The organism is Aureibacillus halotolerans, from assembly GCF_004363045.1.
Classification (GTDB): domain Bacteria; phylum Bacillota; class Bacilli; order Bacillales; family DSM-28697; genus Aureibacillus; species Aureibacillus halotolerans.
On record NZ_SNYJ01000002.1, the window covers coordinates 288,306 to 306,370 of the forward strand.

Annotated in this window: 17 protein-coding genes; 10 read left to right on the forward strand and 7 right to left on the reverse strand. The window is 43.4% G+C overall.

Features of this window, described 5'->3' with window-relative positions; genetic code table 11:
* Nucleotides 1-4: 4 nt before the first annotated feature.
* The 5 genes from EV213_RS03555 to EV213_RS03575 all read left to right on the forward strand — a co-directional run bounded on the left by EV213_RS03555 (nucleotide 5) and on the right by EV213_RS03575 (nucleotide 5,495).
* Complete coding sequence (locus tag EV213_RS03555; protein WP_243739976.1) at nucleotides 5-865, forward strand: MurR/RpiR family transcriptional regulator; 861 nt, start codon at nucleotides 5-7, stop codon at nucleotides 863-865.
* Nucleotides 866-954: 89 nt separating this feature from the next.
* Nucleotides 955-2,364: an NADP-dependent phosphogluconate dehydrogenase gene (gene gndA / locus EV213_RS03560; RefSeq protein ID WP_133579116.1), complete on the forward strand. Its 1,410-nt coding sequence runs from the start codon at nucleotides 955-957 to the stop codon at nucleotides 2,362-2,364.
* A 105-nt stretch (nucleotides 2,365-2,469) separates the two neighbouring features.
* Nucleotides 2,470-3,945: a gluconokinase gene (locus EV213_RS03565; RefSeq protein WP_133579117.1), complete on the forward strand. Its 1,476-nt coding sequence runs from the start codon at nucleotides 2,470-2,472 to the stop codon at nucleotides 3,943-3,945.
* A 70-nt stretch (nucleotides 3,946-4,015) separates the two neighbouring features.
* Nucleotides 4,016-4,732 (forward strand): M50 family metallopeptidase, encoded by a 717-nt coding sequence (locus tag EV213_RS03570; protein ID WP_133579118.1) that lies wholly within the window; start codon nucleotides 4,016-4,018, stop codon nucleotides 4,730-4,732.
* Between the two features lie 103 nt (nucleotides 4,733-4,835).
* The gene (locus EV213_RS03575) at nucleotides 4,836-5,495 is read left to right on the forward strand and encodes a YesL family protein (RefSeq protein WP_133579119.1); all 660 of its coding nucleotides are present in this window, start codon (nucleotides 4,836-4,838) and stop codon (nucleotides 5,493-5,495) included.
* 193 nt (nucleotides 5,496-5,688) lie between these two features.
* Here the strand turns inward: EV213_RS03575 and EV213_RS03580 are convergent, their stop codons facing one another.
* The 5 genes from EV213_RS03580 to EV213_RS03600 form a co-directional block, all read right to left on the reverse strand.
* Nucleotides 5,689-5,952 carry a hypothetical protein gene (locus EV213_RS03580; protein WP_133579120.1) on the reverse strand — a complete coding sequence of 88 codons (264 nt, stop codon included), beginning with the start codon at nucleotides 5,950-5,952 and terminating at the stop codon, nucleotides 5,689-5,691.
* A 443-nt stretch (nucleotides 5,953-6,395) separates the two neighbouring features.
* On the reverse strand, nucleotides 6,396-6,596 hold the full coding sequence (locus tag EV213_RS03585; RefSeq protein ID WP_133579121.1) for a hypothetical protein: 201 nt from the start codon (nucleotides 6,594-6,596) through the stop codon (nucleotides 6,396-6,398).
* A 451-nt stretch (nucleotides 6,597-7,047) separates the two neighbouring features.
* Nucleotides 7,048-7,512 (reverse strand): YkyB family protein, encoded by a 465-nt coding sequence (locus EV213_RS03590; protein ID WP_133579122.1) that lies wholly within the window; start codon nucleotides 7,510-7,512, stop codon nucleotides 7,048-7,050.
* A 103-nt stretch (nucleotides 7,513-7,615) separates the two neighbouring features.
* Nucleotides 7,616-7,900, reverse strand: a complete 285-nt coding sequence (locus tag EV213_RS03595; RefSeq protein WP_133579123.1) for an HPr family phosphocarrier protein — start codon at nucleotides 7,898-7,900, stop codon at nucleotides 7,616-7,618.
* Nucleotides 7,901-8,909: 1,009 nt separating this feature from the next.
* On the reverse strand, nucleotides 8,910-9,779 hold the full coding sequence (locus EV213_RS03600) for a metallophosphoesterase (RefSeq protein ID WP_133579124.1): 870 nt from the start codon (nucleotides 9,777-9,779) through the stop codon (nucleotides 8,910-8,912).
* 88 nt (nucleotides 9,780-9,867) lie between these two features.
* Between EV213_RS03600 and EV213_RS03605 the strand changes: the two genes are divergently transcribed.
* Together EV213_RS03605 and EV213_RS03610 are read left to right on the forward strand one after the other, a co-directional pair.
* Entirely contained in the window at nucleotides 9,868-11,079 is a 1,212-nt protein-coding gene (locus tag EV213_RS03605) for an EAL domain-containing protein (protein WP_133579125.1), read from the forward strand.
* A 94-nt stretch (nucleotides 11,080-11,173) separates the two neighbouring features.
* Nucleotides 11,174-11,419: a hypothetical protein gene (locus tag EV213_RS03610; RefSeq protein WP_133579126.1), complete on the forward strand. Its 246-nt coding sequence runs from the start codon at nucleotides 11,174-11,176 to the stop codon at nucleotides 11,417-11,419.
* Nucleotides 11,420-11,479: 60 nt separating this feature from the next.
* On the opposite strand, the gene proC is transcribed toward EV213_RS03610, so the two are convergent.
* The gene (gene proC / locus EV213_RS03615; protein WP_133579127.1) at nucleotides 11,480-12,325 is read right to left on the reverse strand and encodes a pyrroline-5-carboxylate reductase; all 846 of its coding nucleotides are present in this window, start codon (nucleotides 12,323-12,325) and stop codon (nucleotides 11,480-11,482) included.
* A 220-nt stretch (nucleotides 12,326-12,545) separates the two neighbouring features.
* Between proC and EV213_RS03620 the strand changes: the two genes are divergently transcribed.
* Nucleotides 12,546-14,642, forward strand: coding sequence for an ATP-dependent Clp protease ATP-binding subunit (locus tag EV213_RS03620; protein WP_133579128.1), 2,097 nt, complete (start codon nucleotides 12,546-12,548; stop codon nucleotides 14,640-14,642).
* A 53-nt stretch (nucleotides 14,643-14,695) separates the two neighbouring features.
* On the opposite strand, the gene EV213_RS03625 is transcribed toward EV213_RS03620, so the two are convergent.
* Nucleotides 14,696-15,622 carry an AEC family transporter gene (locus EV213_RS03625; protein WP_341770319.1) on the reverse strand — a complete coding sequence of 309 codons (927 nt, stop codon included), beginning with the start codon at nucleotides 15,620-15,622 and terminating at the stop codon, nucleotides 14,696-14,698.
* Between the two features lie 134 nt (nucleotides 15,623-15,756).
* Between EV213_RS03625 and abbA the strand changes: the two genes are divergently transcribed.
* Both abbA and EV213_RS03635 read left to right on the forward strand, forming a co-directional pair.
* Entirely contained in the window at nucleotides 15,757-15,942 is a 186-nt protein-coding gene (abbA, locus tag EV213_RS03630) for an antirepressor AbbA (protein ID WP_133579129.1), read from the forward strand.
* 1,225 nt (nucleotides 15,943-17,167) lie between these two features.
* A complete protein-coding gene (locus EV213_RS03635; protein ID WP_133579130.1) occupies nucleotides 17,168-18,055 on the forward strand; it encodes a LysR family transcriptional regulator in 888 nt (295 codons plus the stop codon).
* The last annotated feature ends 10 nt before the right edge of the window (nucleotides 18,056-18,065 follow it).

Consider the following 18,065-nt stretch of genomic DNA (forward strand, 5'->3'; position numbering starts at 1 on the left):
GCTATTGACACTTGAAGCAGAGCACCAGCATACGTTGTTATCCATTCGCAGCCATATGCAGGCTTTTACAAAAACCGAAGTAAAGGTAGCCAAATACATTGTTGATTATGCGGAAACGATCATCTATTGCTCGGTGACTGAATTGGCTGAAAAAGCAGATGTTGGAGAAACGACCGTTCTCCGCTTTTGTAGGAAGCTAGGATATAGTGGATTTCAGGATTTTAAACTTTCGCTCGCTCAAGATCTCGTCAATCCCTCAAGTCAGCTCCATGATGATGTGACGATGACAGATGATGTGTACACGATGACACAAAAGCTCATTGCAGGGCATAACCACAACCTTCAGGAAACGGGACAGCTGCTTGCCATAGACGCAGTTGAAGCGGCCATTACCGTGCTTCATCAGGCGCGAAAAATTGTGTTTTTTGGGGTTGGTGCCTCGGGATTGACGGCATTGGATGGCAGTCACCGTTTTCAGCGAATTGGAAAGGAATGCGATGCACAGCAGGACACCCATTTTCAAGCGATGGCAGCTGCCCGCTTAGGTACTGAAGACGTGGCAGTAGGGCTGTCAACATCAGGGAGCACGAAGGATACGGTTCGGCATTTAGAAATGGCTCGTGAAGCAGGGGCGAAATCAATTTGTATAACGAGCAATGCCAAATCACCGATTACAAAACAAGCGGATATAGAATTGTTTATGACCGCTAAGGAAAGTCCGTTGCAAGGTAGTTCACTTTCTGGAAAAATTGCACAGCTTGCGGTGCTTGACTTGCTTGCTGTTGGTGTTTCCATGCGAATGGAAGATGTGGCTGTAACGTCCCGAAGCAAAATGGCTAAAGCGGTTTCAGAGAAACTGTACTAAGAGCTAAAACATTTGCGTCAGTTGCGCGGACAGACGTCTCGTTATACAATACTTAAGGATACACCTTGAAATGGAGAGGATGACGACAGATGGCAAATCATGTAGGTGTCATAGGCCTAGCTGTAATGGGTAAGAATTTGGCATTGAACATTGAATCGAGAGGATTCGATGTTGCGGTTTTCAACCGTTCGTATGAGAAGACTGAAGCATTACTGAAGGAAGCTGCAGACAAACAGCTGTCCGGATTTCAAAATCTCTCTGATTTTGTTGCTTCGTTAGAAAAACCACGCCGTATCATTATTATGGTGCAAGCAGGAGCAGCAACAGATGCGACCATTAAACAGTTAATTCCTTTGCTCGATAAAGGGGACATTATTGTTGATGGAGGCAATGCATATTTTGAAGACACGCGTCGCAGAAATGAACTGTTAGCAGGTCACGATCTTAACTTTATCGGAACTGGCGTATCAGGTGGTGAAGAAGGAGCATTAAAAGGGCCTTCAATTATGCCAGGTGGGCAAAAGGACGCCTATGAAATGATTGAGCCAATTTTAACAGCCATTTCAGCAAAGGTGAACGGCGATCCGTGCTCTACATATATTGGACCAGACGGAGCAGGGCATTATGTGAAGATGGTTCATAACGGAATTGAATATGGGGACATGCAGCTTATCTGTGAGTCGTACCATTTATTAAAGGATGTTTTGGGCTTTACAGCTACAGAGTTGGCCGAAACCTTTAAAGAATGGAACGCTGGTGAGCTCGATAGCTACTTAATTGAAATCACAGCGGACATTTTCACAAAAGTTGATCCTGAAACGAATCAACCACTCGTTGACGTGATTCTTGACACAGCAGGTCAAAAAGGAACAGGCAAATGGACAAGTCAAAGTGCATTAGACCTTGGCGTTCCTCTTTCGATCATTACAGAATCAGTCTTTTCTCGCTTTATCTCAGCGATGAAAGCTGAGCGAGTGGCGGCGAGTGAAGTTCTCCAAGGGCCATCACCAGCGTCCCTTGAAGGTGACCGGAGTGAATGGGTTGAAGCGATTCGACGTGCATTGTATGCAAGCAAAATTTGCTCATATGCGCAAGGGTTTGCGCATATGAAAGCAGCTTCTGATGAATATGGCTGGGACCTAAAGCTCGGCGACATTTCAATGATTTTCAGAGGCGGATGCATCATCCGTGCAGCCTTCCTTCAAAATATTAAAGATGCCTACGGTCGTAATCCAGAACTGAAAAACTTGCTGCTTGACGAATACTTTAAAGGAATTATTGATGAGTATCAGGACGCTTGGCGTAAAGTGGTTGCTCTTGGCGTGACGAAAGGTGTACCTGTACCTGGTCTTGCGAATGCTCTTTCCTATTACGACAGCTATCGTTCTGCAGTTCTCCCTGCAAACCTTCTGCAGGCACAACGCGATTACTTTGGCGCGCACACGTATCAGCGGACAGACAAAGAAGGCGTATTCCATACGGATTGGATGTCAATGTAACGGTCGTTTGCCGACATAAGGTAATAGATGTATAAAGTGAGGGTCAATATGCCCCTCACTTTTTTGCTATGACAGAAAAAGAGTAAGGGAAGAGGCGAGGAAACGATGTATATTATCGGAGTTGACATTGGAACAACGAGTACGAAGGCGGTATTGTTTGATAATGATGGCAATGCTTTGGCTAGAGAAGAAAAACAGTACCCATTATTAAGTCCGGTAAAGGGTAGCGCTGAACAGGATTCAGATGAAATTGCGGACGCATGTTTTCATTGTATAAGAGAATTAATTCGAAGCAGATCACTTAACGCCGATGTAATTGAAGCCATTTCATTTAGTGCCGTTATGCATTCATTAGTCATTACAGATGCATCTGGAAAACCAAAGACGCCGCTCATTACGTGGGCAGATGAACGGTCTTCTGACAAGACGAATCAATTAAAAGAGACTTATGGCCTTCGTTTCTATGAACGAACAGGCACTCCATTACATCCAATGTCACCGCTTGCTAAGCTAGCATGGATAACGGCTGGCAATGCCCCATGGGATCTGACAGCAGATGACCATGTCCTGTCCATCAAAGACTATGTCTTTTATCGGTTGTTTGGTACGTTTGTTACGGATGAATCCGTGGCTTCTTCTTCTGGTTTATATGATTTATACACGCGGACGTGGAATAAAGAAGCCCTTGATGCTGCGGGTGTGAAAGAGCATCAGTTGCCAACGATCATGGAAACAACAAGTGCGTTACGAGGTCTTGACACGGCCATTGCAAACGACCTAGGTGTCCATCCTGAGACACCGTTCGTTCTAGGTGCCAGCGATGGTGTTCTGGCGAATCTAGGAGCTGATGCTGACGTAGGGGATACGGTCGTCACGATCGGGACGAGTGGGGCTATACGGGCAATCGTTGCTTCCCCCGTAACGCATGAGCAAGGGCATACGTTTTGCTATCATCTGACAGCAGATGCATTTGTCATTGGTGGTGCAATCAACAACGGTGGGGTCGCATTACAATGGACAAAAGAACATTTGTTCAAAGAGGCGTATGAAGGACGGCCAGAAGCTGAGCGGGACGTTTGGTTTGAAGAACTTGCTAAACAAGCACCTATAGGTTGTGAGGGTCTGCTTTGCTTGCCCTATTTATACGGGGAACGAGCGCCATACTGGACAACAGGCGTCACAGGTGGGTTTGTTGGGATGTCTTCAAGGAATGAACAGCCACATTTTGCGCGTGCAGTATACGAAGGTGTGATGTATCAAATGAACTTGATGGCGCAAGACATTGCCGAAATGGTTCCAGAAAATAAACAGCTATTAGTAAACGGAGGGTTCGTGCGCTCATCCTTTTGGGTGCAGATGATGGCTGACATTTTGGAACGTGAAATTATTGTTCCAGAGCATCACGATGCGTCAAGCAAAGGAGCCGCTATGCTGGCGAGGAACGCATTGAACAAACCCCCATTTGAGAAAAAAAATGGGAAAATAACGAGCTATAAGCCAGACAAAGAACAGTCTGTTTTATATGAACAAGCGTTTACAAAGTATAAAAAATGGGCCAATGCAATGCTTGCGATGGAATAGCATTGCAATAGCAAAACAGCCTATGCAGTGATAAAATAAGTTGGTAAGAAGAGAGACTGGAGCTGATTTGATGAACTGGAAGGTTGTGGCTGCCAGCGTCCTTATCTTTGTGTTGCTATATGTCCCAGGAGTGCAAGCGATACTTCGCACTTGGAATACGATCGTCCACGAAAGCGGTCACGCACTCATGGCGGTCATCGTTGGTGGACAAGTATCGAGCATTCAACTGTTTGCCGATTTAACTGGCGTGACAAGATCATGGACCTCCACGGGGTGGCCAATGATTGTTGTCTCTTTGTCCGGATACCTGACCTCTTCTGCCGTTCTTCTACTCTTTGCTTGGTTATGGCGTAAAAAAGCGTACAATGTGCTGCTTGGTATAGCAGGAGTTCTCGTTTTTGCGAATGGTGTTTTTTGGGTGCGTAATCCATATGGTCTTTTATGGATCATCGGTTTCCTCGTCCTCGTAGGTCTGCTCTTTTGGAAAGGGAATAGGTCATGGTTGGCATTTACTAGTTTTGGTCTGACGTTAACGTTGCTTGTCGATTCTGTAAGAGCTGCGTTTGACATTTTTATTCTTAGTTTATTTCGTTCTGGATCTGCTGGGGATGCCTCCTTACTCGCCCAAACCACCTTTGTGCCTGCGCTCGTTTGGGGTTTGCTTTTTCTTATCATTAGCATATGGGCAGCTTGGCAAAGCATTCGTTTGCTTTTGCCTGCGTTTAAAGCGCAAAAGGAAATGGCGGCACCACGTGTTGAAAAAAGACCGAGAGAAACAAGGGGATAACGCTTTCATAAAAGTGAGAAACACTTGCTTTTTTATCATGAAAACGGTAGCATTATGGTAGAAAGACAGAATTTGAAAATTAGGCAACGAGGTGGTGAAGTACATGGAAATGAATGGATTTATGGGCACCTTATACTCCATTTGTGAATGGATCATGCGTTTAGCCTATGTAAATCTTTTGTGGATTGGGTTCACTGTCCTTGGTCTCATTATATTTGGATTTGGTCCAGCGACCGCTGCGATGTTTGCTGTCAACCGGAAATGGGTGCGTGGCGAGCCGGAAGTTGCTGTGTTTAAAACGTTTTGGAGTGAGTACAAGCGTGAATTTGTTCGCGCCAACATACTAGGTGTATTGCTTCTTTTAGTCGGGTTTATCCTCTGGGCCGATTTTCGGATCCTCAACACGCAGGATACTGGAAGCTGGGGAGTTTTCGTGCAATACTTTTTAATCGTAGGGACGTTCATTTACGGCACGATGACAATGTTCTTTTTCCCAGTTTTTGTCCACTATGACCTGAAGCTGTTTCAGTACTTTAAACAAACATTGCTCATCGCCATTTCACGCCCAGGTGAAATAATCATGATGATCGCAGGCGTCATGTTGATCGCTTTTATCATGCAGCAATTTCCTGGCTTGATATTATTTTTCTCAGGCAGTGGGTTGGCGTTTGTCGTCATGTGGTGTGCCAATCGAGCCTTCACGAAAATCGAGCTTAAAGCTGAGGCACTCCGTAACAAAGAACAAGAATCCCAATCGGCATAAAAAGAATGAATACAACGCAGTCCTCGAGCAATTGGAGGGCTGCTTTTTCATCTGTCGAGAACTTTTTATATTGAACTCATGTAGTGGTGGGTGAGTAGCTGGTCACGAAAACACAGGCGAGTACCATTATGTAAGCAAATAAGCCTTCTATAAAAAAGGGCATGGCTGAACCTCCACGCCCTTTTTACATAGACTATGAACGACGACGTTTTTTCTTTTTGCAGCATTTGTGATGATTGCTTGACTCGTTCTCCGACTCTTCCTCATCTTCTGCAAAGACAGGATAGCAGACAAAGCCTATCAGGTCAGTGTTATTGCCATTGTGGTGCTTGCAACATTTTCTACGATGGCGTGAAGATTCCTCAACCTCTTCGACGAACTCCATTTCGTTTACTTCATTTTGATTCTCTTCTTCCCAGCGTCTACAACAACAGCGTTTGTGTTTATGTCTTCCCATTAGGATAGCCCCCTTTGTTTAGCAGCACTCATTCACTGCTTGCTTCATGCTATGTAGGGGACGACATCGCTGCATAAACTTGTACCTAAAAGGGTTCGTAAATGATGCAGGTCCACCAGACGATTTGTCCATTTGCTTAAAAAACTGAATGGAAAAAACATCGGAGGCGAAAAGGGACGTGTAAGATTTGGCATTCGACAGTGAATTTAATACATATTCGATTCATTGTCCTCATACATAAGAAAATTGTATTAAAGTGGGCCGGAAGCCATTATAAAAATGCAAAGACAGTTTGCGAAAAACTGAGTTGTTAACGAAGACGTGCGCCAAACGTCACAAAAGTCCTGCCCTTAAAATCCGCCATCCTGCTCTTGCAATGGAAACAAAAGAAGAAGGGCTTGTCCAATTGTCGTTGTTCTGACTTTTGGACAAGCCCTAATCGATTATTTTGGACGTTTTGAAGTTTGATCGTGCAAAGATTGGGACCAACCGTGAATTTTTGTATTAATGGCTGGATAAGGCTCATTAAAGGGATACGCTTGTTTAATGAGAAGGAGCTCTTCCTCTGATAGTTTCTCCCATTCATTTGCCATTTCGTTGCTGTGCTTCAGCATTTGTTGTAGGTGATAATTAAATTCGCTCATGACGCCGCCTCCTTTTGTAGATGAGATTCCCTACTTTTATAAGGAAGAAACGTCACGCTGCTGAGAATCGCTCGTATTCTTGGTTGTTCTTGTAGAATGTGCACTTTCTCTCACAAACGATAATAACGTTGTGGAATCCATGGTAGTCAAAATGAAGGTCATGAGGGAGGCTGAGTTTAATTAAACGATAAATATGTTTGAAGACGATGTTTTATCCATAAAAGCAGACATCCTTGTTCCTTGTGTTGTTGAGAATGCTAGGATGGAATCTTTGAGTGTGGAGGCAAATTACGGAGAACTTGGAAATGATAATAAAGGCCGAGCGTGAGCATGTGTTCAAAAAGGCTGATGAACACAAAACGAATTATTGAGCCATCTGTTATGATCTCTTCCTGTGCATCACCTACAAAATGCAGCAAAGGTCCGTGGAATCATTTATCTCAGTAGCATGTTATGGCTTCCACGGGTAGCTTTCCCCTAGTCGTTTAAATACAGGTGCTTGACGTTGTTTATGACCTGAGTGCTTTTCATCACTCGTTTGACGCCAGCCTGTATAGTCTTGTAACACATTTTTCGCCTTCGTCAAAGTCATTGATGTCTTTGGGTTCCGGTAGCTTTCACTTACCGTGCCAAGATGCGGTACTTCGGCAAAATCAGATTTGCTCGGTGGCACATGAAAATAATAATCCCCTACACGTATAAGTAAATCCGAGTGTTGTTGAGATTTTTTAGGATTTTTCGTAAAGTGCATGCCGATTTTCTTTGCTTCTTTTTTTTCTATAAGTTTGCGTATCGCTTTATGTTTAAGAGAATACAAATCGCGAGGATTCGTCGCCGTCTTTGCGTGCTTGTTAATGACAAAGATCGCTTGCGCAATGGTTGAAATGGACCAATTTGCTTGTTCGCTTTTTTGCAAAGCGTTCACCTCCTATGTATAGTATACCTTTCCTTATAAAGAGCTTCCAATAGTTCTGTTCAATAAAAAAACGAGCGACCTATTGGCTCTCGTTTTTCATGCATTATGCTGAAGTGTTCGCCATCGGTCGATTTTCCTCAAGTATGGTTTGTGTCACATAATACAATACTTGTTCCGCATCCTCTTCATCGCATGTGAGACTGATTGTGCTGTTCATTGGTGCTACGAGGAAAAAAGAGATGAGGCTTAGCGTATCATCGGCATTAATTGAAGTTTGCTCAAGTGTGAATGTGACATCACGTTTTTCTTCTTTTAAACGATGGGATAAGGCCATAAGTGTCGCGGCAGAAATTCGATTGCGTAAAGTAAATGTCATATGCTTTTTCATTGTTTTTCACTCCGTTATCAAAAAGATGTATAATGCGTAAGAAGGGAGTTCGTTGTTTTACGAACTTATATTGCATATTCCCTGCATTGGCTACGCATTAAACCACTAAAGTGAAAAAAACAAAAAATTTTATACGAAATGATCAGGAGCTTCTTGAATGAGTTGTTTACACAGATTGAAAAAAGAGTTAAAGATGTAACTTTCGCAGTGCGGAAATCACCTTCAACGCTGGCTGTGCTTGAGTGAAGTAAGGTGCGATAGATCGATTCATTGACATCTTGTCATGATAATTAAGGAGTGCATTATTAAAAGCAGCCACTTAACGAGACTTCAGGTGCATCGTAAATCACGATAAGTTAATTTTGACTCGATATTGCACTTGTGCCCTTTAGGGTGCAACGCAAATACGACCGCTTCGTCAAAACACTCCGCTTTCCGCGGGCACGGCTTCAGCTTCCTCGGAAAGCAAAAGCGGCTTTCCTGCGGGATCTTCAGCTCGCGCTGTTCCCGCAGGAGTCTGCGTATTTTGACTACGCTTGATGTTTGTTTCTGCGTAAATTTTTTTATTTTTATAGGTCTCATATAACAGAGAAAATGGAAAAGTGAGTTGAATCGTCCTACTTTAGCATACAAGACAATTAAGTGCATCGTTTCATGCGAAGATATATCACATAATGTAGAGATCCATTAACCTCTTCAAAACAACGCCTGCTGTATTCAGTGACAATAAAGATCCCATTGCTCACAATTCTATATTTTCTAAAGGGGCGCTTGTAAGTAACAAAGCGGATTTGTACATCATAAAAAATGAATGAATCATTAATAGCAGCCACGAACGAGACTTCAGCGGCAATGAAAACACGATGAGGTCCTTTAAATCGAAGCACTTGTGCCTTTAGGGTAAAAGCGAGTTTGTATAAAAAGCAATCACAACAATGAATTTCAAGTTAATCCAGTTATAACTAACCGTGTCTGCCCAACGTAAGGTGCGAAAAGCCATCATCGATGTTTAAGTCTTTCTCTCTAGTGTAAATACGGAGAGTTCGGGGCGGCAAAAAAAACGATAAGGAAGCCGGGTCGTCCCAATGCCTCGATTCACATAAAGAATCATGTCACTGTTTGGAAAAGTGTACATACCATCGAAGTATTTCTCCCCTAGTGGTGGGAGCACAATAGGACCGAAAAACGGAAGTTGAACTTGCCCGCCATGCGTATGGCCGGAAAGCTGCAATGAAATATTTAAGTTCTTTGATTGTGCAGCAATGTCAGGTTCATGAGCAATAAAGATAAGATAATCATCAGGGGATATACCATTCATTGTTTTTGCCAAATCGGGACGTCCTAACATAAGATCATCTATACCGGCGATGACAATATGTTCACCTTCTTTTTCAATGGTTGTTGATTGATTGAGAAGGACAGTAAAGCCTGCATTCTCCATAATGTTTTTGTAAATATTTGTGCCGTAATCCCCGTGATCATGGTTGCCGTAAACGGCTATTTTTCCGTATGGCGCTTTGAGACTTTTGAGGATGGACGTTAAATGGTTTGGCGTCTCGTATTGATTAGGGCTGTCCATTAAATCGCCAGAAAAAACGATAAGGTCGGGCTGGAGGCCATTGATTTTTGTGACAAGGTTTTCGAGTTGCTGCTCTTCATAATGGTAGCCAACATGCGTGTCACTTACCTGGACAATTTTGAATGACTGAAAGCTCTTAGGTAGGTTTTTGCTCGGAATGGTATGATGGGTCGTCTCTACCCAACGTGGTTCAAGATAGGTAGCATAGCTATACCCTCCGGTTGCAGTGACGACCAGCCCGGTAAACCAGCCGAACAGTCGTTTTATAAAAGAACGACGTGTGATTTTTTCATTTTTCATCTATATCAACCTTATACGTATAGTGGTGTGATGCAAAAATCGTAACAAAGACGATACAACCTCAAAGAAAATAAAGGAGGCCGTCATAATGGACCCATTAGATATCGTGACACAAAAGGACAGTGTTTTTCCAGTTTTCCAAGGGGTGTATTCAGCAGATGATTGGCGTGTGAACGCTTGTGAGGTCTATGGAAGACTAAAGCAAACGACGCACGATATGCCATTGGGACCGTTTTTTCACGATGCCAGCGTTCCAGAGGAATACCGATTTGAAATCGATGTCCACCTCTACCATCAGGCGATTGAGCAATTTCTTATCACAGAGGACATTGCAACCTTGTTTCTGAATGCCCATCCAGATGTGCTGTTAGAACACGGAGAAGAGCTCATTGAAATGCTTCTTACTTATGAGAGAGAACGTGGGTTAAAGCTCGACTCGCTTGTGATTGAAATGAGCCTGTCCTCATTTCATGGAGATTTGGAGCATCTGCATCATTTTATCATGTATTTGAAGACCTATGGAATAAAAATTTCGCTCGACAACATTGGGCTGATTGAAACGAACCTTGATGTCATCGGAATGGTTTCGCCACATTTTATAAAAGTGAATCTTCGCCCATTGCTTGATGCTGAAAAACCTCAGGCATATCACGATGTAATGCACTCTTTAACTCAACTTGCGCGGAAGATTGGAGCAGCGATGATCTTTCAAGAAATTGAAACTGAATTTCAGTTGCAATATGCTTGGAGAAACGGTGGGCAATATTACCAAGGAAATTTTTTAGATCAGCCAAACGGCTCAATCGAAAAGTCATCCATACAGCTGGATCATTTGAATGCCATTTTTAGTCGCTTTATTCGTCATGAGAAAAACAAGCTGAAAAGGCGTTTAGCCATTGAAGAAGAGCTGCAAAAAAAGTTGGAGGATGCACTGCTTTTGAGTGAAGATCATACCGATAATGAACTTCTGTCTTATATAGGTACACTGTTTCAACATGAAAGTTTCCGTATTTATTTATGTGATGGAGACGGGTTTCAAAAATCGGCAAATATGGTGTGGCGTGACAGTGAGTGGGCATTCCAACAAGAGTATATGGGGAAAAATTGGAGCTGGCGTCCCTATTTCCTTGAAAATATTGTTCGTATGGAGTCGGGTGGCAAAGGTATTCTTTCAGATCTTTATTCAGATATTGAAACAAAGCAAAACATCCGAACATTTTCTTTCCCTGTGCAGGAGCACTTGTATGTATTCATTGACCTATCTTACGAATTTTTATTTAAAAATGATCATCACGTCTAGGGCACGCCCTAAATGTATGAGCACACTCTTTAAGGGGAGAGTAATCGTAAAAGAGGCTTAGTAATAGCCTCCCTATGAAGAGGTGCTTTGAATCATGGATGCTGCAATACTTGCACTATCTGCTCTCACCGTGTTGGTCGTGTTGTGTGGAGCCATCGTGTCAATGCGGATTGGCAAAGCAACGAAAAAAGAGACGGACAGCTCCGTCTCAGAGTCGATTTCACGGCATCCAGTTGGGAGAAATCCGATCTTTTGGGTCTATGGGATTGCTGCTCTACTAATCCTTGGCTATATTGTGTATTTAGCCATCACCTATACCGCGTCAAAGGGCGTTGCTTAAAAATCCAAATGATGTAAATTAACAACGGAGCGTGGATGTATTATCCATGCTCCGTTGTTTTTATGCTTTGCTTTTCGTTGTTTGCTTGAACGCTTCCTCAAATTCCTGTGCTTTTTCAGCGGATGCTTCAATGGCTTCTCGGAAAACGTCCTTTGCCTGTCCTGCTTCTAGCCGAGCAAGTCCTTCATACGTCGTTCCTTTTGGAGATGTGACTTGAGCACGAAGCTCCGCTGGCGTTCGGTTCGTTTGCCGTACCATTTCAGCAGCACCCGCCATAACGTCAACAATCCATTGGCGCCCCTCTTCCTCTGTAAAGCCGTGTGCTTTTGCAGTATCCTCAAAATATTCCATCACAGCGTACATATAGGCTGGACTGCTTCCAGCAAGCCCCGTAAAGAGATTCATTTTTGCTTCTTCAATTTCATAGGCCGTGCCAAAGCCTGAAAGCAACGAATGCACAATGGCTTTGTCCTCTGTTGAGACGGCTTTTCCTGTGCAATAGCCTGTTGTAGACATTGAAATGGCTGAAGATGTATTTGGCATCACGCGAACGACCTTTGTGTTTTTGGAGGTCCAATGCGTCATTGTCTCTGTAGAGAGTCCTGCAATGACAGAAAGTAGCAGGGGAGAATGGTCTATAAGGGAAGAAATGCGAGCAAAAATCTCCTCAGCATCTTTCGGTTTGACAGCCATGACGACTACAGATGCCCGTGAGATGCAACTGTCAAGATCTTGACTAGCTGTAACGCCATACTGCTGTTGTAACTCCTTTAGCCGTTCGGCGTTTGTCCGATTGAGAACGGTGATTTGGTTAGGTTCGACAAGTTGATTGGCAAGAAGTCCACGAATCATTGCCTCTGCCATAGAGCCAGCACCTAGAAATACGATTTGTTTTCCTTGCATCATGGTGTAACAACCTTTCTAAAGTTCTTCTCATTTGCAAATGGTGAATGGGCTTCGCGCAGCCCTTGTTTAAGCCTTCTAATCGTTATTGTCGTTGATTATAAAAAAAACCACAAGTTTTTTAAGCAAAATCCTTGAAAGTCAAAGTAGGTCAAAGTATACTTTCGATATAGTCAAAGAAAGTCAAAGGTGATTTATCTAAAATAAAGGAGGACAAATCGATATGAATTGTCAACATTGTCATCAACGTCCTGCTTCTGTGCAATTGAGGATGAAAATAAATAATAATAAAGAATCAATACACTTATGCCAACAATGTTTGCTGACTCTTGAAAAACAACATCAGCAAAACCCAAACGCGTTTTATGGACAAATGATGGGTGGTCAAAGTGGAGCGGTTACTCAGCAGCAGACGTCACAAGAAAGCTTACTTGAATCATTGGCTACTGATTTAACGGACCAAGCGAACGCAGGTGCTATTGATCCGGTCATAGGACGTCACGATGAAATTCAAAGAGTAATCGAGGTTCTCAACCGTCGAAACAAAAACAATCCGGTTTTGATTGGTGAACCAGGGGTTGGGAAAACGGCGATTGCTGAAGGGATCGCCTTGCGAATTGCTGATAAAAATGTACCGAACAAGCTATTAAACAAACGAGTCATGCTTCTCGATGTTGCCTCACTCGTTTCAAACACGGGCATACGTGGCCAATTTGAGGAACGCATGAAGCAGCTCGTGGACGAAATACAATCACGCGATGACATTTTGTTATTCGTGGATGAAATACACTTGCTTGTTGGTGCAGGACAGACTCAAGATTCGCAAATGGATGCTGGGAACATCTTAAAACCGGCGCTTGCACGCGGAAAAATGCAGCTCATTGGGGCGACGACATTAAAAGAATATCGCGCGATTGAGAAGGATGCTGCACTTGAACGTCGCTTTCAGCCGGTGATCGTTGATGAACCTACGGAAGATGAGGCTGTTGCGATTTTACAAGGCTTGCAACAGCGTTATGAGGAGTACCACCGTGTCCTCTATACGGAGGATGCCATTAAGGCAAGTGTACAGCTGTCTAAACGTTACATTCAGGACCGGCAGTTGCCAGACAAGGCGATTGACTTGATGGATGAAGCAGGATCTGTTCTCAATTTGTCACATGAAGAAAAGGATGAAAATCAAATAGAGCATCGTTTAACGGACGTGCGCAAGGAAAAAGAGGAAGCAACGGCAAACGAGGCATACGAGCGTGCAGCTCAACTGCGGGATGAAGAAAAACGCTTGCTTGAGCAAAAACAACATGCGACCTCGGATATTCCTGAGGTAACGCGTGAAGTGATCGAGCAGCTCATTCAGAAGAAAACAGGTATTCCCGTTTCGCGTTTAGAAGAAGACGAGCAAACGCGCATGAAGGAGCTTGAAATGCGCTTGTCCCAACAGGTCATTGGCCAGGTCGAGGCGGTTCAAAAAGTTGCCAAAGCCGTGAAACGCTCACGTGCAGGTCTTACCTCGAAACACCGCCCATCAGGATCATTCTTATTTGTTGGTCCAACAGGGGTCGGGAAAACGGAGCTGTCTAAATCGCTTGCTCGAGAGCTGTTTGGTGATGAAGATGCTTTGATTCGATTGGACATGAGTGAGTACATGGAAAAGCATGCCGTGTCGAAGTTGATTGGCTCACCTCCAGGCTATGTTGGGCATGATGAAGCGGGTCAACTAACTGAGAAAATTCGTCGCCAGCCCTATAGTATTGTGTTGCTCGATGAGATTGAAAAGGCACATCCAGATGTGCAGCATATGTTCCTGCAAATTATGGAGGATGGGCGTCTTACCGATAGTCAGGGGCGCACAGTGAGCTTTAAAAACACTATTCTTATCATGACAAGCAACGCAGGTACTCAAGTCAAAACGCTCGATACACTTGGGTTTTCGACAGGCGAGGAAATGGCTCAAGAAAGTCAGTTGCTTTCTTCGTTAGGCGATTATTTTAAACCAGAGTTTCTAAACCGCTTTGATAGCATTGTTTCTTTTAATGCCCTTGAGAGAGACCATCTCGTTGATATTGTTGGTTTGATGTTAGACACTTTAAAGGATGCGCTCAGCGAAAAAGCAATCACTCTGCGTGTGACGGATGTCGCAAAGGAAATCATTGCGGATCTAGGCGACTACAAGGCGTTTGGTGCCCGTCCATTACGTCGAGCCATTCAGGAGCATGTTGAAGACGCGATTGCTGATCTATTAGTTGAAGCAGAGGTTTCTGTAACGAGCATTCTTGTCGATGCTGAGGAAGGTAAATTAAGTGTTCAAGCAACTACCTAAGCGCATAGAATGTGAAACGACCAGAACAAAGGCACCATTGTTCTGGTCGTTTTTTAGTAAAGGATCGTGCTTAAAAAAATGACTAAGCTCACTGTCACTGAAGACAACATTGTCGAAGCGAGCACCGTTTGCGCAGAGAACTCCGGCTCGTTGTTGTACTCTTGCGCGATAATAGCGCTGTTCACCGACGTCGGCATAGCGGCGGAGATAAAAAAAGCTTGGGCTGTAATGCCTTCCAGTTGAAATAAATAAATTAGTCCAGCAGCGATAGCAGGCCCGAGGAGGAGACGCAAGGATAGAGACCCATACACTTTCCCTAAATTGCGTTTTAGCTTAAGCTCAGCGACCTGACAACCGAGGGTGATGAGTGCAATCGCAATGACGGCATCTGAAATATACGTTGCTGGTGTATATAGCGCCAGTGGTAAATCAATTTTTGTAACATTGAGAGCGATAGCAGCCAGCATGGCGTACAAAACAGGTAATTTGGCATATGACAGTAGAGCTTGCCAAAAAGATTTGTCCGAAGACTGCAACGAAAAAATACCGTAGGAAAACGTTACGATGTTTTGGATGAGCAATACGATGACCTGGATTGACATGGCATAAGGATCTGATCGGAACACTAGGTCATTGACTGGAACGCCATAATTTCCGGAGTTATAGAAGATCACTGAATTCGAGAAGGCAATCCGCATGCTTTTCGAAAACCGGAACACCGTTGTGATCACTCTGGCTACCAAGTAAAGAATTGCCAACGATAGCAGTGTAAGTCCTGCAATCGTGAAAAACTCATGAAGAGAAATGGCCGTTTCATAAAGCTTGGTGAAAATGAGTGCGGGCACTAAAAGATAAAGATTCATCTTGCTCAGCGTATACATATCTAAGTGGAACTTTCGTTGTAAAATGACGCCAATTATGACAAGAACAAAGACCGGAGCAATAATGGTGGACACAATAGTAAACCATTGCGAAATCATGCTGGAACCTCCTTCAACTGTACTTATAGATGCTACTGTATCTCGGGTTCAATTGTAAAGAGTTTGTGGAAAACGTTCCCTAAGGAAGTTCCCTGGAAACGATGCTACACTAAAATTATTAGGAGGGAGAAATCATGAATAGAGAGAAGTTCACTGTCGAAGAGAGAGACCTTATTTTAGAGTCACTGTTTAATCAAGACATGGTAGCAGAAGTGATTGCTTCAGAGATTGCGGATAACGAAAGAAGGAAAGAAAGGGTGCCAGACGAGCAAATGAAAAGGTTATCAAATCTTTATGATCGTCTGCAAAAACGTACATAAATAAGCATCCAAATGTGGGGGTGGAAAAAAGGAGGCTAAGCCTTCTTTTTTTCGTACCATGATGTTTTGAAGACAATTTTCGCACCTTAATATCGGGGACACTCATAGATATCGATGGGTAAACCTGAAACTCAGTGTTGTGGCTGCTTTTAATTCGTTGACATTTATTGCAATTTCAGGCTCTGCTTACAAAAACTTTGTAATGAAATTTACTGAACTACCTAATTACATGTTTTGAAGAATTCTTTGCCTTTAAAATAAAGCTTCATATGTAGTGAACGTTGGTATCTTCACTTTACTAGGGCGTGTCTGAGAACTTAGAAGGGAGCAGATGTTGCCGAATTTTCGTTCCAAGCAAGGCGCTTTTTCGCAGGCTTACCGGACGTACGTCAAGGAAAAGGAACGCAGCAGGGGACGAAAAGGCGTTGACAGGTGCCTCAGAGCGGACCTTTTTCATATTGCCTTCACTTCAGCACTTTTAATGTTGAAGATGGTTTTTGAGCTGCAAAAGTTGATTTGGTTTAGAAGGCAGCAGTCTATTCTCATTCCATCTCTGCGTTCTTGTGTTCCATCATCGGCCACCGCTTAATTCTTTTTTTAACTTGACTCTCTCATCCGACAGATCGAACAGAATTTGCAAACACAGCAAAATATACCGCTTCATCAATCCTTCGAAGCAGATAATCTTCGGGCACAATTTGATATAATTCCGCATGAAACGATACATTTACTTGTCTCGTTTGGTAAGCAATTACGCCTTAACACGCTTTCTTACTCATTATACGAGACCGGAACAAAAGAAAAACGATTTACGCAGAAACAACCATCAGCGTAGTCAAAATACGTAGACTCCTGCGGGAACAGCGCGAGCTGAAGATCCCGCAGGAAAGCAAGACTCCGAGGAAGCTGAAGCCGTGCCCGCGGAAAGCGAAGTATTTTGACGCAGCGGTCGTGATTGTAACAAGTGTATCAGCGATTCGAAATTACCTTATCGTGTATTCTTTTCACACTAAGGGTACAAGTGCAATATCGACTTGAGAAGACCTCGTCGTGTTTTCTTTGCCGCAGGAGTCTCATTAGTAGCTGCTTTTAATGATGCATTCATTTTTAATGATGTGACATGATTTAAAAAGGGCATTATGCCAAGTTATGATGGATATGCAGAGGGTGATGGCACTATGGTACACTGGAGAGGCGGACAAAGGACGAGAAGAGGTTGGTTGTCATGAATACGTCAGATTTGCGTTTGTTGCAGGTGCTTGCTGAGGAACGAAATATGAGAAAAGCGGCTGAACGTCTGTTTGTATCACAGCCGGCATTGAGCCAGCGCTTAAAAAATCTTGAGCAGCAATGGAATGCACAATTTTTTCTTCGCTCTGCCCGAGGTGTGACAGTGACGCCTGCTGGTGAGAAAGTGATTGCCTATGCGATTGACACATTAAATAACGAAGAGATGGTTCGTGATGAATTGCGTACGCTTAATGATAAGGTGCATGGCACATTAAAGTTGGCTGTCGCTTCGATTTTAGGTCAGTATTGGTTGCCAGTGTTGCTAAAGCGTTTTGTCGAGCAATTTCCAAAGGTTCGCATTTCGCTGACAACGGGGTGGAGCTCTGAGATGATGAAGCAGCTTTATAACGATGAGATTCATCTTGGCTTTGTCCGAGGCAATCGCAATCCTGATTGGAGTGGTAGAACCATCCACTTGATGACAGACCATTTTTATCTTGTTGATAGAGACATTCAATCCTTTGACGAGCTTGAATCCACTGACAAGCCATTTATTTTATTTAAAAGTGACTCGACATATTATCAAGAAATTCATGATTGGTGGCACCATCACTACAACGCCTCGCCTGAAAGAACGATTGTCGTTGATCAAATTGAAACGTGTAAGCAGCTTGCCTTGCAAGGCATCGGGTATGCCATTCTCCCATCTATCGCGCTGACAAAGGGAGATGAGGCCTTTTATAAAATTCCTTTGAAAAAAAAGGATGGCTCTCCTCTTACACGTGATACGTGGCTTATAGGTTCTGAAGCTTCATTTGGTTTATCCCAAGTACAGGCGTTTGTGGCGATAGTCGATGAACTCAATGGAAGAGTACGTACGTAAGTGCCTATAG

Bases quoted from the DNA above. Each gene is read 5' to 3' on its own strand.
- gndA (WP_133579116.1), top strand. From the start codon at position 955: ATGGCAAATCATGTAGGTGTCATAGGCCTAGCTGTAATGGGTAAGAAT.
- EV213_RS03565 (WP_133579117.1), top strand. From the start codon at position 2,470: ATGTATATTATCGGAGTTGACATTGGAACAACGAGTACGAAGGCGGTA.
- EV213_RS03570 (WP_133579118.1), top strand. From the start codon at position 4,016: ATGAACTGGAAGGTTGTGGCTGCCAGCGTCCTTATCTTTGTGTTGCTA.
- EV213_RS03575 (WP_133579119.1), top strand. From the start codon at position 4,836: ATGGAAATGAATGGATTTATGGGCACCTTATACTCCATTTGTGAATGG.
- EV213_RS03580 (WP_133579120.1), bottom strand. From the start codon at position 5,952: ATGGGAAGACATAAACACAAACGCTGTTGTTGTAGACGCTGGGAAGAA.
- EV213_RS03585 (WP_133579121.1), bottom strand. From the start codon at position 6,596: ATGAGCGAATTTAATTATCACCTACAACAAATGCTGAAGCACAGCAAC.
- EV213_RS03595 (WP_133579123.1), bottom strand. From the start codon at position 7,900: ATGAAAAAGCATATGACATTTACTTTACGCAATCGAATTTCTGCCGCG.
- EV213_RS03600 (WP_133579124.1), bottom strand. From the start codon at position 9,779: ATGAAAAATGAAAAAATCACACGTCGTTCTTTTATAAAACGACTGTTC.
- EV213_RS03605 (WP_133579125.1), top strand. From the start codon at position 9,868: ATGGACCCATTAGATATCGTGACACAAAAGGACAGTGTTTTTCCAGTT.
- EV213_RS03610 (WP_133579126.1), top strand. From the start codon at position 11,174: ATGGATGCTGCAATACTTGCACTATCTGCTCTCACCGTGTTGGTCGTG.
- proC (WP_133579127.1), bottom strand. From the start codon at position 12,325: ATGATGCAAGGAAAACAAATCGTATTTCTAGGTGCTGGCTCTATGGCA.
- EV213_RS03620 (WP_133579128.1), top strand. From the start codon at position 12,546: ATGAATTGTCAACATTGTCATCAACGTCCTGCTTCTGTGCAATTGAGG.
- EV213_RS03625 (WP_341770319.1), bottom strand. From the start codon at position 15,622: ATGATTTCGCAATGGTTTACTATTGTGTCCACCATTATTGCTCCGGTC.
- abbA (WP_133579129.1), top strand. From the start codon at position 15,757: ATGAATAGAGAGAAGTTCACTGTCGAAGAGAGAGACCTTATTTTAGAG.
- EV213_RS03635 (WP_133579130.1), top strand. From the start codon at position 17,168: ATGAATACGTCAGATTTGCGTTTGTTGCAGGTGCTTGCTGAGGAACGA.